At 59.1% G+C, this 15804-nt stretch carries 16 protein-coding genes; 8 read left to right on the top strand and 8 right to left on the bottom strand.

The window, feature by feature from the left end; translation table 11 throughout:
• Positions 1-91: 91 nt before the first annotated feature.
• Positions 92-901 carry a transglutaminase-like domain-containing protein gene (locus tag FB593_RS23260; RefSeq protein ID WP_004431379.1) on the top strand — a complete coding sequence of 270 codons (810 nt, stop codon included), beginning with the start codon at positions 92-94 and terminating at the stop codon, positions 899-901.
• Between the two features lie 37 nt (positions 902-938).
• On the opposite strand, the gene FB593_RS23255 is transcribed toward FB593_RS23260, so the two are convergent.
• From FB593_RS23255 to FB593_RS23235, 5 genes are all read right to left on the bottom strand, one after another.
• Positions 939-2534 (bottom strand): EAL domain-containing protein, encoded by a 1596-nt coding sequence (locus FB593_RS23255; protein WP_035200675.1) that lies wholly within the window; start codon positions 2532-2534, stop codon positions 939-941.
• Positions 2535-2742: 208 nt separating this feature from the next.
• The gene (locus FB593_RS23250) at positions 2743-3666 is read right to left on the bottom strand and encodes an SRPBCC family protein (RefSeq protein WP_112675458.1); all 924 of its coding nucleotides are present in this window, start codon (positions 3664-3666) and stop codon (positions 2743-2745) included.
• Positions 3663-4004, bottom strand: coding sequence for an ArsR/SmtB family transcription factor (locus FB593_RS23245; protein WP_025594895.1), 342 nt, complete (start codon positions 4002-4004; stop codon positions 3663-3665). Before FB593_RS23245 ends, FB593_RS23250 begins: the two co-directional genes overlap by 4 nt.
• Before the next feature lie 135 nt (positions 4005-4139).
• Positions 4140-5930, bottom strand: a complete 1791-nt coding sequence (locus FB593_RS23240) for an ABC transporter ATP-binding protein (protein ID WP_112675456.1) — start codon at positions 5928-5930, stop codon at positions 4140-4142.
• A 447-nt stretch (positions 5931-6377) separates the two neighbouring features.
• Entirely contained in the window at positions 6378-7367 is a 990-nt protein-coding gene (locus FB593_RS23235; protein WP_025594897.1) for a Bug family tripartite tricarboxylate transporter substrate binding protein, read from the bottom strand.
• Between the two features lie 176 nt (positions 7368-7543).
• On the opposite strand from FB593_RS23235, the gene FB593_RS23230 reads away from it, so the two are divergent.
• The 4 genes from FB593_RS23230 (at position 7544) to FB593_RS23215 (ending at position 10200) form a co-directional block, all read left to right on the top strand.
• A complete protein-coding gene (locus tag FB593_RS23230) occupies positions 7544-9022 on the top strand; it encodes a PAS domain S-box protein (protein ID WP_004431372.1) in 1479 nt (492 codons plus the stop codon).
• A 140-nt stretch (positions 9023-9162) separates the two neighbouring features.
• A complete protein-coding gene (locus FB593_RS23225) occupies positions 9163-9342 on the top strand; it encodes a CsbD family protein (protein ID WP_004431371.1) in 180 nt (59 codons plus the stop codon).
• A 7-nt stretch (positions 9343-9349) separates the two neighbouring features.
• Entirely contained in the window at positions 9350-9697 is a 348-nt protein-coding gene (locus tag FB593_RS23220) for a BON domain-containing protein (RefSeq protein WP_019566731.1), read from the top strand.
• Entirely contained in the window at positions 9694-10200 is a 507-nt protein-coding gene (locus FB593_RS23215; protein WP_013761056.1) for a DUF992 domain-containing protein, read from the top strand. Before FB593_RS23220 ends, FB593_RS23215 begins: the two co-directional genes overlap by 4 nt.
• Positions 10201-10282: 82 nt before the next feature.
• On the opposite strand, the gene FB593_RS23210 is transcribed toward FB593_RS23215, so the two are convergent.
• Positions 10283-10831 carry a hypothetical protein gene (locus FB593_RS23210; RefSeq protein ID WP_035200427.1) on the bottom strand — a complete coding sequence of 183 codons (549 nt, stop codon included), beginning with the start codon at positions 10829-10831 and terminating at the stop codon, positions 10283-10285.
• 135 nt (positions 10832-10966) lie between these two features.
• On the opposite strand from FB593_RS23210, the gene FB593_RS23205 reads away from it, so the two are divergent.
• The 3 genes from FB593_RS23205 (at position 10967) to FB593_RS23195 (ending at position 13607) form a co-directional block, all read left to right on the top strand.
• Positions 10967-11629: a response regulator transcription factor gene (locus FB593_RS23205; RefSeq protein WP_019566729.1), complete on the top strand. Its 663-nt coding sequence runs from the start codon at positions 10967-10969 to the stop codon at positions 11627-11629.
• Positions 11626-12984: a sensor histidine kinase gene (locus FB593_RS23200; protein ID WP_035200425.1), complete on the top strand. Its 1359-nt coding sequence runs from the start codon at positions 11626-11628 to the stop codon at positions 12982-12984. Before FB593_RS23205 ends, FB593_RS23200 begins: the two co-directional genes overlap by 4 nt.
• A 170-nt stretch (positions 12985-13154) precedes the next feature.
• Entirely contained in the window at positions 13155-13607 is a 453-nt protein-coding gene (locus FB593_RS23195) for a GNAT family N-acetyltransferase (protein ID WP_035200424.1), read from the top strand.
• A 53-nt stretch (positions 13608-13660) separates the two neighbouring features.
• Here FB593_RS23195 and FB593_RS23190 read toward each other — a convergent pair whose 3' ends face one another.
• Positions 13661-15313, bottom strand: a complete 1653-nt coding sequence (locus FB593_RS23190; protein WP_035200423.1) for an OFA family MFS transporter — start codon at positions 15311-15313, stop codon at positions 13661-13663.
• Between the two features lie 132 nt (positions 15314-15445).
• Positions 15446-15784 (bottom strand): formate dehydrogenase subunit delta, encoded by a 339-nt coding sequence (locus tag FB593_RS23185; RefSeq protein ID WP_019566726.1) that lies wholly within the window; start codon positions 15782-15784, stop codon positions 15446-15448.
• Positions 15785-15804 lie beyond the last annotated feature (20 nt).

Raw genomic sequence — 15804 nt, 5'->3', positions numbered from 1 at the left:
CCGCGCCTTGATGACGCACGATCGCCCGCCCGAGGGCGTGAAAACGTTTCAGCGTGAACAACATCAAGATGGCTCATAAAGGATGTACTGAATGAAGATTCGCGCCGGGTTCGATATTGCTTATGAATGCGAGAATGAGACGGCAATGCTGCTTGTTCTCAATCTCCACCCCAGCCGGCGCGCAGATCTGCTCACCGAACAGGTGCTGACCTTCGACAGGCCGATCGAGGCCTGGGGTTATATGGATATCTTCGGGAACGCCTGCAGCCGCATAACCGCACCGCCAGGCGTGACGACGATCTCGACGCGGTTCGACATATACGACGGCGGGCTGCCAGATCCCGTTCCTGAAAACGCTTTCCAGCACGATATCAAGGATTTACCAGACGATGTTCTAGTGTTCCTGCTAGGCAGCCGTTACTGCGATACCGACCGCCTGGCGGACTTCGCCTGGAAAAACTTCTCGGCAACACCGCTCGGCTGGCCCCGTGTGCAGGCGATCCTCGATTTTGTGCATTCCCATATTGTCTTCAACTACGAGAAAGCCGATCCGCTCAGGACAGCATATGGCGGCTTCATCGACCGGACCGGGGTTTGCCGCGATTTCGCACATCTTGCGATCACACTCTGCCGTTGCATGAATATCCCCGCTCGCTATTGCACCGGCTATCTCGGTGATATCGGCGTGCCGAAAGACCCCAACCCGATGGATTTCAGCGCCTGGTTCGAGGTCTATCTCAGCGGCCGCTGGTATACGGTCGATGCCCGTCACAACAGGCCCCGCATCGGACGCATCTTGATGGCGACAGGACGAGATGCGACGGACGTCGCCCTGTCCACCGCCTTCGGGCCGGCTATCCTGAAGCGGTTCGAAGTCATTACGGAAGAACTGGCCGGATAGCGACGGGTAGCGTCAAGACGCTCAGGTCTCGCTAGACCTAGACAGAGGCGACCTGAATGACCTCGGGAGCGGAACCGTATGTCGACTTGTTCTGACGGTGAAAGGCGATGAATTCATCGGCTGGAAGCGGCTTGGAAAACAGCCACCCCTGACCAAAATCCACCCCATGTTCCCGCAGATAGGCCGCCTGCTCCGGCCTCTCGATACCTTCCGCAACGGAAAACAGTCCAAGCTCGCGCGCCATCTCGATAATATGGAGCGTCACGGTGCTGGTTGCCGTGTTCCTGCCGATCGTATCAACGAAGGACTTATCGATTTTCAAGGCGTCCAACGGCAGTCCCTGCAAATACTGAAGGCTGGAATAGCCGGTTCCGAAATCGTCAATTGCCACGGAATGCCCGGCCTTGCGTGCTCTGTCCAGCGTCACGCGCGCCGCGTCAATGTCGATGAAACCGCGCTCGGTCGCTTCAAGCCATATCTGCTCCTTGCGTATATCCGCGCGGACAAGGCGTTGATCGATGAAGTCTAATATCCGGCCTGATTTTACATCGTCGGCGCAGAGATTGATGGCGATATGTGCGCTGCGATCCCCAACGAGCATGGTACCAAGATCTGCAATAATGGCTTCAACGACCTGATCGGTGATGGGCTGTATCAGGCCTGTTTCTTCCGCTAGCGGAATGAAGAGGTCTGGCCTCACCAGCGTGCCATCAGGCCGCCGCCAGCGGACAAGCGCTTCGGCGCCCACGCATATATTGGTCTTGAGTTCGATGATTGGTTGATAGTGGACGATGAATTCACGGTTCTGGACTGCGATTTCCAGTTCCGTTTCCGGCGACAACCGCTTGCGCGACATCCAGATGACGATGCCGACGATAAAGAGCGCAATGAATGCGCCAATGGGCAAAAGGATAGTCAACTCCCGCACCAGCCTCGTTCGCAACGCCGCCCTTGGCTCGAGAACCACCGCCGTCAGCGCATTCTCCTTTACCACCGAATAAAGCCATGCGTCCGTCGTGCCCTGTCCCTCTTTTGTCGGCAACGTGGCCAGAACCCCTGTATCGGGAAGGTTCTGCGTGCTGATGACCGCAGCTTTATCGTTGAGGATCGCGAGAGACATCCCGTCCCGCAGCACAATATCAGCAAATCTGGAAGGTGCGACGAGCGCGTTGTGGTGGCCGAGATGCAGGCTCGTCATCTGGTCGCCGTGGCTGATGCCGGGTTGGATACGCAACGTCACTTCAAGGCCGTCCGGTGTGACGTAGTCGACATGGGATTTGGCTACGTCGCCAGCGGCGCGGCCCCAGGAGGTGCATTTGATGAAGCCGTTTTCGAAATAGCCAATCTCCTCGATTGAGGGGACGTTGATCGTCACCATCCGCATTTGTGCAATATGCTGATCCGAACATGCGGGAGCGTGCGCCGTTTCAATTGCTTCCAATGCCCCTTGCGCTTGCCTGAATGTATTTCCGGCACGAACAAGCGATCTTTCGGCGACGAGGTCGAGAATGAAGAGTTCTTTTTGAATGGCGACACGCCATGACGTCCAGGCCATGGCGGCAATGGGCAGCGCGGCGCCAACTATGGCCAGAAATATCCCCGCGGCTATCACACGCCAACGTCGTGACTGCATCATCACTCTCCAAAAGGTAGTCGAGACATCAGTGTCGCAATCTCCTTAATTTTTGCTGTGTGCGGAACGGTGAAAACCGGGTGATGCAAATTATGATTTCTGCCGTCGACGCAATCTGAACATCACCGTGACGGCAGGAACGCGGGGCCGATAATCCAGTTACCCCGAGAGGGCATCACGCCCCTGTTGAAGTTCAGTCCCGGTGCGATTACGATGCGAAAACAAAGCGTTCCAGTTTGCCGAGCGTCTGCTGACCCAGTTCGATAGCCCCAAAACCCTTCGCGTCCTGGAACTCGGCTTCCGTGCTGAACACCATGCCGAGCACGACCTTCGTCGCGCCGTCCTGATCCTCGAACGAAGCCCAGGCGTCGGCATGTTTCGGCCCGTTTTCGCCCCAGAGCAGCGTGTAGCCGATCCTCTCCTCAGGCCTGACCTCGATATATCGATGATGGTTCGGGAAGACAGTGCCGTCAGGTCCGATCATGTCGAACACCCACTCGCCGCCGGTTCGCAGATCGATCCTCTTCGTGCGACACGAAAACCCTTCCGGTCCCCACCATTGCGGCAGCGTCTCGGAATTCATCCAGGCCTTCCAGACGACGTTGCGCGGCGCCCTTATCGTTCGCTCCAGCACCATTGTCCGTTTGCCCACCTCGGTCAGATTGTTAAGACCAGCACCGAAGCCCTGCCGGTAACCCGCCTGCATATCCGCAGCCAAGGAGGAAAGCTGCACGGTTACGACAACGCGACTGCCCTGCTCCGTCGCCGAAAAATCAGCGGTCACCAGCGCCGCAGACTGCGTCACGTCACCGGACGACACCACCTCGTAATTGACGCTGCGCAAGGCTGGCTGCAATTCCAGCCACCCGCATTCGCAGCGAATATCAGGCTGCCCATCGACCTTGCAGAGCGAAACTTCGCGTCCGCCGACTCTGGTATCGGCTTCCAGAAACTCTACGGTCACGGCGGGCGTGGGCGCTGCCCAGACAGCCCGCGCGGCAGGCGACGTCCACACTTGCCAGAGGACCGACAATGGAACAGCGATCACCCTTTCGAAGCTCAGTGTTGCAAAGCGGCCATCGCCAAGATGGGGTTCAGCACGGGTGCCGTCCTGATTGAGTTTCGACATCATTCCGTGCGCTCCTTCGCAGCCTGCATTGCAAATGCCTCCAACCGGTCGAGCCGGCTCTCCCAAATGGCTCGCTGTTCATCAAGCCATGTCCGCACCGGCTCCAGAGCCTCGGGCACGATAGCGCAGGTGCGCACCCGCCCATCCTTGGAGGTGCGGATAAGTCCCGCCTCCTCCAGTACCGACAGATGCCGCATCACGGTCGGCAGACGCAGCCCCGTGGGAGCGGACAATTCCATGACGCGGGCAGGCCCTTGCGCGAGCTTCGTTAGAATAGACCGGCGCGTCGGATCGGCCAGAGCCTGAAAGATCAGCGATAGTTCGGGCGAATGCTTAGTCATATTGCTAACTATCATGCAGTACGGCTCTAACGCAAGGAAAACTTCGTCGATTAGCTAAGTGTTTGACCGCGAGCATTTGTTGGCCGCCGCGCAAAAGAAAAACGCCGGAGCATTGCCCCGGCGTTTCATTTTTTTTTAAGCCACCAGACCCTTGGTCAGTTCCAGCGCCTGCCGCTCGAACAGCCGGCGATAGATGCCGTCGTTCAGACGGATCAGCGCCTGGTGGTCGCCCTCTTCGACAATCTTGCCCTTGTCGAACACAAGCAGACGGTCAAGCGCCCGCACGGTGGAAAGCCGGTGCGCAATGACCAGCGTGGTGCGGCCATCCATCAGGCGTTCCATGGCCTCCTGGATCTGCACTTCGCTTTCGCTGTCGAGGCTCGATGTCGCCTCGTCCAGAATCAGCACCGGTGCATCCGCGAGGAAGGCACGGGCAATGGCGACACGCTGCCGCTCCCCGCCAGACAATTTAACGCCGCGCTCACCCACCATCGTCTCATAGCCCTTGGGAAGGGACATGATGAAGTCATGGGCGCTTGCCTGCCTCGCCGCCTGCTCGATCTGACGCCGCGAGGCGCTCGGCCGGCCATAGGCGATGTTTTCCGCCAGCGTGCGGTGGAACAGGATGGGTTCCTGCTGCACGATGGCGATCTGGCTGCGCAGGTTTGCCTGCCTGGCCTTGGCGATGTCCTGGCCGTCAATGCGGATCGAGCCGGAATTCACATCGTAAAGCCGCTGGATAAGCTTGACGAATGTCGTCTTTCCCGACCCCGAATGCCCGACCAGCCCCACACGCTCACCCGACCTGATGGTGACTGAAAAGTCCTCATAGAGCGGGCTGGGATGCGCGCCATATTGAAAAGTGACGTTGTCAAAAACGATTTCGCCCTTCTCTATCCTGATCGGCCTGGCATCCGGCCTGTCTTCGACACCCAAAGGCATCTTGTCGAGCAACACCAACTCTTCCATGTCGTTGACGGCACGTTGCAGGTTACGGATGTGTTGACCGACATCACGCAGATAGCCCTGCAGGACGAAGAACATCGCCAGCACGAAGGTGATGTCGCCCGGCGTCGCCAGTCCCTGCTGCCACATGACAAGGCCTGTTCCCAGAATACCGGCCTGCATGGACACCATCATGAAGCCCTGGATCGTGCCGTTCAGCGTGCCGCGTTTCCATGTCCTTCGCGTACGGTTGTCCCATTTGGCCAGCACATGGCGCAACCGCGCCTCTTCGCGGGTCTCGGCGCCAAAAGCCTTGACCACCGAATTGCAGCTGACGGCATCTGCCAGCGCGCCACCAAGCTTGGTATCCCAGGCGTTTGCAAGTCTTGCCGCCGGCGATACGAAGCCCATGGAGAGCAACACGGTGACGCCGACATAGATCAGCGACCCCGTGCCCACGATCAAGCCCATGATCGGCCAGTAACTACCCAGCACGACGGTTGCGCCCACCAGCATGACGATGGAGGGCAACAGGGCGATAAGAAGCACGTCATTGAGTGAATCAAGCGCCCACATGCCACGCGTGATCTTGCGAACCGTGGAACCGGCAAAGCTGTTGGCGTGCCAGTCGGTTGAGAACCGCTGCACCCGGTAGAAACCGTTATTCGCCACATCCGCCATGGTTTTCAGCGTCAGCCTGATGATGCCGGTAAACACGAACCAGCGCAGGACTACGCTGGTCAAGCCCAGCGCCACGACGACGACAAAGGCGCGCAGCGCCCGGTCAGCCCCGTTGCCCCCGGCAATGGCATCGACGATCTGGCCGGAGAAAACCGGCACCATGACTTCGGCCAGCGTGCTGGCAATCACCAGCACCACAATAAGGCCCACCAATGCCCACCGGTGGGTCCAATGGTGGAAAACAAAGCCGAGCACATGGCGATAGGCATCGGCGCGGAAATCGAGCTTCTTGCGAGACATTTTAACCAGCACGGCGCCATGCGTTCGGCAACCGGTCCTCAAAAACGGAAGTTGGATGGCACAGCCCGGGCGGAAAACAAAAATGATCCCGTCAGATCAATCGGGCTATGAAGGAAAACAAAACCGCATGTGGGGCGCGCTCGGGGCGGGCCACGAATGGAAATGACCTAGTGTCGGTTCATTCCACGCGGGAGGAACTTGATGAATGATGATGTCATGCAACGCCTCCCTATGTTCGATCTGACGCGGTGAGAAATTTGTACCTGAGCTGTTCGCCGTTGCCAACCGGGTAATTGCAACCTTATGGCAAGTGATGCGAAAACGACACATCAGCTGGTGTGACGGCAACGAACGTGGCCGATGCCAATGAAAGCTTCGGCCACGGTTTTTGCGTGGTGGCGCTTCCCGCCGCACCCAGGCTCCGGTGCGCGGCGAGAACATATCTGGTCAATCCATCTGGACGTTTGCGTTCTTGACGACCGGTTCCCATTTGGCGATTTCGGCTGCAACGTGGCTTTTCAGCTCATCGGGCGAAGAGCCGACGATCTTGGCGCTGAATTCGGCCATGCGGGCCGCCACACCCGGATCGGCAAGCGCTTTCTTGGCCGCCGCATTCAGTGTGTCCACCACATCGGCCGGCGTGCCGGCAGGCGCAAACAGCGCGTTCCACGTGTAGGTTTCATAACCGGGTACGGTTTCGGCAATGGTCGGCAGATCCGGGAATGATGACGCCCGCTCGGCGGTCGTTACGCCAAGCGCCCGCAATGTGCCGGATTTGATGTGGCCGGACGACGACGGCAGATTGTCGAACATGATCGAAATCTGGTTGCCAAGAAGATCGTTGAGCGCGGGGCCGGCACCTTTATAGGGAACGTGCTGCATGCTCACACCGGTCATGCTCTTGAACAATTCCCCTGAAAGATGCAGCGGCGTGCCATTGCCGGACGAGGCATAGGCATATTTGTCGGGTTCGGCCTTCAGAAGCGCGATCAATTCCGCGACGCTGTTGACGTTCAGCTTCGGATTGACAACAAGCACATTGGGAACCACGACCAGAAGCGAGACCGGGGCAAAATCCTTTTGCGGATCGTAAGGCTTTGTCTTGAGAATGAGCGGGTTCAAGGCATGGGTAGCAACGGTGCCCATCAGGATCGTGTAACCGTCAGGCTCTGCGCGTGCGACACGGTCGGCACCGAGATTACCGCCTGCACCGGCAACATTTTCAACGACGATCTGGTGACCAAGCTCATCACCCATTTTCTGTGCGATGACGCGCGCAACCACATCGGTTGAGCCACCTGCCGCAAAGGGAACGACCAGCGTAATCGTTCGATCAGGAAAACCCTGCGCGCTCGCCGTCAGTCCCATCATGCAAAAAGAAGCAGCCGTAGCCGCAAGTTTCAACACCATCCGCCGTTTCAAAGACCGGTAATTCATGAACCCTCCTGTAGAATGGCCTCCCCGCCATCAGCGCATAGTAGCTCAAATGGACTTGAGAGCAAGCAACCGGCATCGCAAACCATGCGCGAAGGCCACGCGACACGCCTGCCCTGCAACGCTTGGCGGAACCGCGCGTTATATCGGGCACAAAGCATTGAAATACCGGGGGCAACATGGACGACAGCGTAAACATTCCCAAGATCAACCGGCTCGTGTTGCAAAACCTCATAGCGGGCCTCAGCGACGGGTTGATCCTGCTCGAAAACGACGGAACGATTGCCTGGGCCAACAAGGCCGCCCTTCAGATGCACCGTATAGAAGCGATGCCTGAGCTTGGGGAGGATGCCGCTGCCTATCGGCGAAATTTCACGCTTCGATACCGCAACAACCACCTGCTCGACGAGGGGCAATATCCGCTTGAACGGCTTCTGGCGGGCGAGACCTTCGAAGATGTGACGGTAGAGATATCGCCAAGCGGCGATGAAGCGGAATGCTGGGTCCACACGGTGCGCGGGCTCGTTCTTGAAGATGCTGGCGCAAAACCGGATGTTCTGGTCCTGATCATCCGGGACGAAACGCCGCGTTTTGAGGCGGAGGCGCGCTTCGAGAGCGCCTTCAATGCAAATCCGGCGCCGGGGCTGATATGCCGGCTGGAGGACAAGCGTTTCATCCGCGTCAATCAGGGTTTTCTTGAGATGACCGGGTTCAGCCGTGAAGAGATCATCGGCATCAGTGTCGAGGAACTCGGACTGTTTTCCGAGTGCGACACAGGCGAGGACGCCCTGAAAAAGCTGGAGGATGGCCGGCTCATCCGTCAGCGCGAGGCGCTCATTCCCATCCCCGGCGGCGACAGGCTGGTCATCGTGGCCGGCGAAACGATCGCCGTTGCCGAAGAACCGTGCATGCTGTTCACCTTCGCCGATCTGGACGGCCGCCGCAAAGCCCAGAACGCTCTGCGACAGAGCGAGGAGCGCTTCTTCAAGTCCTTTCGCCTGTCGCCTGTCCCGGCAGCGATTTCGAGGCTGGACGACTTCGTGCTGATGGAAGTCAATGACGCGTTTCTGGTGCTGTGCGGACGCAACGAGGCCGAAGTCGTGGGCAAGACGGCCAGCGAATTGCGGCTGTGGGAGGACGCGGGCGCGCGCCGCGATCTCGAAAAGCGGCTGAAGGACAACATCCCCATCCGCGATGAGAACATGCGCATGAATCTTTCCGGTGGCGGTTTGGCCGAATGCATCGTTTCCGCCGAACGCGCCGAGATCAACGATCAGCTCTGTGTCATCTGGGCGATACAGGACGTGACTGAGCGGCGTAGAACCGAGAACGAACTGATTGAAGCGATCGAAAGCGTCATGACCGATACATCCTGGTTCAGCCGGACGGTTGTCGAGCGGCTGGCGGGGCTGCGTCAAAACTCCCGCGGCACAACGTCTTCAGCCTCCCTCAAGGATCTCACCGAGCGCGAGGAGCAAATCCTGTCACTGATCTGCGATGGATGCAGCGACAAGGAAATGAGCGACAGGCTGAACCTGTCCAAGCATACGATCCGCAACCATATCGCCTCACTCTACGGCAAGATCGGCGTCAACCGCCGTACCGCCGCCGTGATCTGGGCACGTGAGCGCGGTTTTACCGGCCATAGGGAAAAATAACCGCAGCCGAACGCGAAAATAGGTCAGTTTGTACCAGTTCAACTAGTAGCTATTGCTCTGCAAACTGTGATTTTCCCGAACTACCTTACCATCATGCCGTTACCAACAGCGGCACCCTCTAACGATGGAAGGAGTTCGTCATGGACAATAACCGTATCGAAGGTATCGCCCGTCAAGCCAAGGGCACAATCAAGGAAGCAGCTGGCAAGATCACCGGCAACGACAAGCTTCAGGCAGAAGGCAAGGCCGAGAAACTGGCTGGCCAGGCGCAGGAGAAGCTCGGACAGGCAAAGGACGCCGTCAACAAAGTTCTCAAGTGAACCACCTATGTTCAAGGCAGGAGGTTTCACGATGATGCTCTCGTGCGATGCAAACCAGGTGTCAAGCTGCGATCCCCAGGAGATCAGCCTGTGCGCCGCGTTGCAAGCCGTGATCGCCTATGCGGACGGGCAGGAAAAAAGCTCGATTTCCGTCACCTCCGTGGAGGGCCGTATCGTGCTCTCCGGAGAGGTGGAAACACTCTCTGCCTTCGAACATGCGGTCATCATCGCAGAATGTTTCGCGTCGCGGCCCATCATCGCCGATCTGGCGATACGGCAGCGGCCTTGCACCTATCTGGAGACGCCGTCCCGGCGCATCCATCTAGCGAATAACAACAGGAGTGAAAAACAATGAAGACATTCGTTCTCGCAACCGCGATTGCAACCCTGGCCCTTGCCCCGATTGCTTCAGCCGAAACGAAGCACAATGCAAAGCGCCCCATGGAAACCGCGCAGAAGGAACGCGTCGGCACCCTGTCGTGCGAAATTGCCGGCGGCATCGGCCTTGTGGTCGGCTCCAGCAAGAGCGTGGCCTGCGAGTTTCGCCAGCGCTCCGGCAAGACCGAGCGTTATACCGGCACGATCGGCAAGCTCGGTCTCGATATCGGCGTAACCGGCAAGACCTATATGAGCTGGATCGTGCTGAACACCGCAGCCAGCCGCGTGGGTGACGGTGCGTTGAGCGGCAACTATGTTGGTGCCTCCGCTGCCGCATCGGTCGGCGTGGGCTTGGGCGCCAATGCACTGATCGGCGGCAATGCCAAGAACTTCGCGCTTCAGCCGCTCAGCGCCGAAGTCGGCACCGGCGTTAACATCGCTGCGGGTGTCTCGCGTCTGCAGTTGAAGCGCGCGGGCTAAACCTTAAAAAAACCGGCGGCGCGGGCTCGGGACGGTTATCGTCTTCGAGCCCGCGCCGTCTGGCGCAGATCAGGCCCCGATATCAGGGTTTGGGGTGAGGCATCATTTCACCCATCGGGCCGTCGCCTTTTGGCCCGCGCATCATATCTTCTTTAGGACCATGATGCGGCGGACGGCCTGCCGGTCCAAGTGCCTCGATACTACCATCCTGACGGACGACATAGCTCGCCCGCAGGACACCCCTGTCGAAACGGCCCTGAACGCTGACCGCTTCATCGACAGTCACGACCTTCCCATTATCGCCCTCGGGGCCGGTATCGATGAGTGCGCGGCCGCTATCATCCTGAACGATGAACTTGTTGCCGAAAATCTCGGCGACCTTGCCCTTCAGGGTCACGAGATTTCCTTCCTTGACGGTGGAAATGGCAACGGGTGTCATCGGCGCCATCTCGGGTGTCGGCCGTGTCAGCTTCACCGCACCGGCTCCGGCAGCTGCCCCAACGGCCAGCATGGCAACGGCCGCAAAGGCGAACGCGGCGGTTTTACGGCGATGTTTCCGGTGCGGCGGCACGGGAGTGTCAGAAGTGGCCTTCGGTGCTGCGATTTCGTTATTCTCTTCAGAGTGGGACATGGTGGTCTCCTGTTTGATTGACAGGGCCTTTTTACCTGCCAGGCACCACCAGCAGCCTGAACCTTGTGGTTCAGGTTGAGTTAAGCCTTCCGGGCCTAGTTAAAACACCGCCCACGAAAACGAAACGGCAGGATCATGCGCATACTTCTCGTTGAAGACGATACCGATCTTTCCCGGCGCATCGCAGCCAGCCTGCGGGCGGAAAATTTTGTCGTCGACATCGCGCAGAATGGCGAGGATGCCGAACATGCCGGGCTTACCGAACTTTACGACGTGGCCGTTCTCGATCTGGGATTACCGAAAATCGATGGCGTATCGGTTCTGAAATCATGGCGGGCAGCGCAGCGGAACCTGCCCGTGCTCGTTTTGACCGCGCGTGACGGATGGCCGGACAAGGTGGCGAGTTTCAAAGCGGGAGCAGACGATTTTCTCACCAAGCCGTTCAAGGTAGAAGAACTGGTGCTGCGGCTGCGTGCACTCGTTCGCCGCGCCACCGGCCACGCCGCCTCCGCCATCACCTGCGGTTCGCTCATCTTCGATGCGCAGCTCGGAACCTTCGAACAGGACGGCTTGCCGCTGAAGCTGACCGCGCTGGAGTGGCGGGTCCTCTCCTGCCTCATCCTGCGCAAGGAAGTGGTGGTCGACCGCCGCGAACTTATCGAACGGGTCTATGAGGGCGATGCGGAAGTGGATTCCAATTCCATCGAAGTGATCATTGCCCGCCTGCGACGCAAGATCGGTGCCGGGCATATAGAGACCGTTCGCGGGCGCGGTTACATGCTGAAGGCAGAGCCATGAGGGAGTTTTCGGCCATTCCGGGTTCGTCGATCTCGCGCCGCCTCACGGTTTTTTCCGTGGTTTTCGTCACCGCGACCGTGATCGTCGCCTCCATCATACTCTATCTCATCGTTGCCGCCGTGGTGCGTGAACAGATCGACCAACGGCTCGACACGCAGATAGAGGGATTGCGGAGCGCGCTCTCCGGCAGCGCAAGCGGCGGCGTGACACTCAACGCCGCGCTGGACGGCCCGCCATTCGACAGGCGCGGCTCCGGCTGGTACTGGCAGATCACCGGCGAGGGTGTAGCTATCGTCTCTCGGTCGCTCGCGGGGCAAACCATAACCAACCCGCCCTCCCCGTTCGAATGGCGCAAAATGATGGGCCACGGCCCTCGTCCCGGCGCGAATGCCGATTTTCACGGCGAGAAGCTCTATCTCAGATCCATTCAAACCATGGTTGGACAGCGCCTCGTCGAAATCACTGCCACTGCGCCGCAATTCGCGCTGGTTGCACCCGCCCGAAGCGCGCTTCTGTGGTTGATACCTGCCATGACCCTCTTGGGCGCGAGCCTCGTCGGCGGTATTTTCCTGCAGGTCAGATATGGTCTGCGACCACTGCGGCAACTCACCGCCGATATTTCCTCGATTTCGGCAGGCACACTCGACAGGTTGCCGGAGGCGGATGTCGAGGAACTGCGTCCCGCCTCGGGCGAAATCAACCGTCTCGTGGAGCAGAATAGCGAGAGGCTTGCGGAAACACGTCTGCACTTTGCAAATCTCGCCCATGGTCTGAAAACTCCCGTGACAAGCCTCTACCTTGCGCTCAACGAAACCAACGACCCGGACCGCGAAATGCGTGCGCTGGTGGACAGGATCGACCAGCGCATCCGCCACCATCTGGCTAGAGCCCGCAAGACCGCGGCAGGCGGCACGGCCACGGTGACCGCCCTCAAACCGAGGATAGACGATATCGTTGATATCATGTCGCGTATTCATGCCGACCGGGGGATTGTCGCTACAGTCGATGTGGACCCCGAGTTGCTATTTCAGGTCACCCCTGAGGATCTGGACGAGATCGTTGGCAATATCATCGACAACGCATTCAAATGGGCAAAAAGCGCGGTTCGTATTTCCGCGAAAAAGACCGGACGCGACGTCTGGATCGTGATCTCGGACAATGGACCTGGCATCGAGGACAACCGTATTTCGGAGGCTTTCCAGCCGGGCAGACGCATGGACGAGACCGTTCCGGGTGACGGCTTCGGTCTTACCATCGTCAAGGAACTTGTGGAGCTTCATGGCGGCAGCATCAGGCTGGAGCGCGGCGAAAATGGCGGGCTTACCTGTTCGCTGGCCCTGCCGGCAGGATCTTGAGGAAAGCCCGCCTTTCCCTTTGTTGACCCTGCTGCGCAGCAGCGGTAGATACAGGTTTCGAAGCAGGGAGATTTATGCGCAGAGGTTGAAAATCTGACCGCCCATCGCGGTTTCAGCCGGCTCTGAAAACGGAGCTGACCCTTTGGCATGTCTAATTCTGCGGAATTTCCATGAATATCAAATCTATCGACATCCGGCCGTTTGACGCGGCAGCGGATACGCAAATCCTGTCACGCATCTGGCTCGATGCCTCGCTGCTGGCGCATCCCTTTATCGGCACGCAGCGTTTGCGCGAGCAGCAAAGGCTGATCGAAGATACCTATCTGCCGCTATCGGAGACTTTCGTCGCGGCGCAGGCCGGCGACCCTGTTGGCTTCATCAGCCTGCTCGACAGTTTCATCGGAGGCCTGTTCGTCGCACCGGCACAACATGGCAAGGGTATCGGGCGCAGGCTCATCGCCCACGCGCTTGATCTCAAGGGTGAATTGTCGCTTGAGGTCTATACCGCCAATGAGCAGGCGATGCGGTTTTACCGTTCGCTTGGCTTCCTTGAAGTCTCGCGCAGGTCGACTGACGATGACGGCCTGCCCTTCGAGAATGCCCGCCTGTCACTCAAGGCCTGAAAACAAATCCGGGCAGCCACAGGGCTGCCCGGACGATCTGATGTTTGTTGCAATCAGCCAAACAGCACAAGGCTGCTTTTGACCGTGACCCACACGCCCCAGAGAAGTGGTATGCCGACGGCTGCCCAGGCGAGTGCGGCCTTGGCGTCCAAACCACCCCTGCCGATACCGAAGGAACCGGTGGGCCCTGCATTGGCAGCTGCAGTCTTGGCCTGAAGTGTCGCAACCTCCGCATCCGACATGAACCATTTCTCCGGCAGCGGTCGGACAAACGCGTTGGCGACGAGGCCGATCGCGAGCATCCCCGCCAGGATGTACATGGTGCTGGTATAGAGTGCGGGACCCGGCGCGACACCGGCCGCAATCTGTGCCTCGCGGATGTAGTTGACGACAACAGGCCCGGCGATACCCGCCGTTGCCCATGCCGTCAGCAGGCGGCCATGGATCGCGCCGACGAACTGCGTGCCGAATATGTCGGCAAGATAGGCGGGAATGGTTGCAAAGCCGCCGCCATACATCGACAGGATGATGCCGAGGGCAAGAACGAAGAACGCCTTGGAACCCATCGTTGCCAGCGTCGGGGCAAGCGCATAAAGAATGATGCCAAGCACGAAGAAGCAGAAGTAAGTGTTCTTGCGGCCGATTTTGTCGGACATGGAAGCCCAGAAGAAGCGGCCACCGATGTTAAACAGCGACAGCAGGCCCGTGAACCCGGCCGCGATGGCGGCGATCGATGCTTTCTGCTCGATGTTGAGGTCCGCAAAACCAACGCCGGGCAGACCGATCAACGAACCCGCGAAAATCTCCTGCAACATTGGCGATGCCATGCCGATCACGCCGATACCCGCTGACACGTTGAGGCACAGAACCGCCCAGATGAGCCAGAACTGCTTCGTCTTGTGCGCATCACGCAGATGAACGTGACGATTGGTGATCATGGCACTTTTGGCCGCCGGGGCCGTCCAGCCTTCCGGACGCCAGCCCGCCGGTGGAATGCGGTAACCGAAGGCACCCGCCATCATGAAGACGAAATAGATCAATGCCATGACGACGAACGTTTGCCAGACACCGACTGATGTATCCGTCTTGAAGGTATTCATGAGCAGATTGGCAAGCGGTGCGCCGATCATAGCGCCGCCGCCGAAGCCCATGATGGCCATGCCGGTTGCCATGCCGCGCCGGTCCGGAAACCATTTGATCAATGTCGAGACCGGCGAGATGTAACCGAGACCAAGACCAACGCCGCCGATGACACCTGCCCCGACCCACATCAGCCAGAGCTGATGCGTCATCACGCCAATCGCTGCAACCAGAATGCCGCCGCACCAGCAGCAGGCGGAAACGAAGCCGGCCTTGCGCGGTCCGACCCTTTCCAACCAACCGCCCCAGATCGCCGCCGAGCATCCGAGCAAGACGAAGAAGAGCGTATAGATCCAGCCAAGATCGGCCACACGCCAGTTGCACTCCGTGGTGAACAGTGCCCCGACAAGGGTAAGGCTGGAGCAACTGGGGTCCGTTGCCGGCAATGCCTTGGACAGCGGCAGCCAGAAGACGCTGAAGCCGTAGGCCATGCCGATACACAAGTGAATGGCCAAAGCCGCCGGCGGTACCAGCCAGCGGTTGAAGCCGGGTTTTGCTATGATCCGTTCGCGGTCTAGAACCCCGGCTTGCACCGGCCCTCCCGCAGATACGCCTGCTACTGCCATCGACACTACCTCCCTCGTGAATGTCTGGACAACCATGATACGCCCGCATTGGCCGCATCGACCGGGCGTTACCGAGAACGCCGGATGTCCCCCATCCGGCAATACCTGTTTGCGGCGTGTTACCGTCTGGCTTTACGTGGTTTCGGGAATGCTCGGTTCGGACAAGGACTCGCCCGCAGCAACGCCCTTGCCCTCCGGCGTTCCCGTGGCATCCTTGCCAAGCCCGACCGCATCGGCGGCGGGCACCCCCGGCCTCTTGATCTTGAGCGCTGCTGCGAGCACCAGCGGCAAAAACTCCCCGGCACCGGCATCAACCATCTCGAAAAACCGTTTGCGCATACGGGGTTCCCAGAATTTGTTAATGTGCGTGGCGACCCCCTCAACGCGGATATCCTCCGGCTGGGAAAGAAAAAAAGTCGCGATCTGGTTCGCCATTCTCACCAGTTTTTCGTCGGTGTGATTAAGCAACATGGCTGTTTTCCCCGCGCCGC

The sequence above is a fragment of the Rhizobium sp. SJZ105 genome, assembly GCF_007828365.1.
Classification (GTDB): domain Bacteria; phylum Pseudomonadota; class Alphaproteobacteria; order Rhizobiales; family Rhizobiaceae; genus Agrobacterium; species Agrobacterium tumefaciens.
This window is presented reverse-complemented; position numbering and strand designations above follow the sequence as displayed.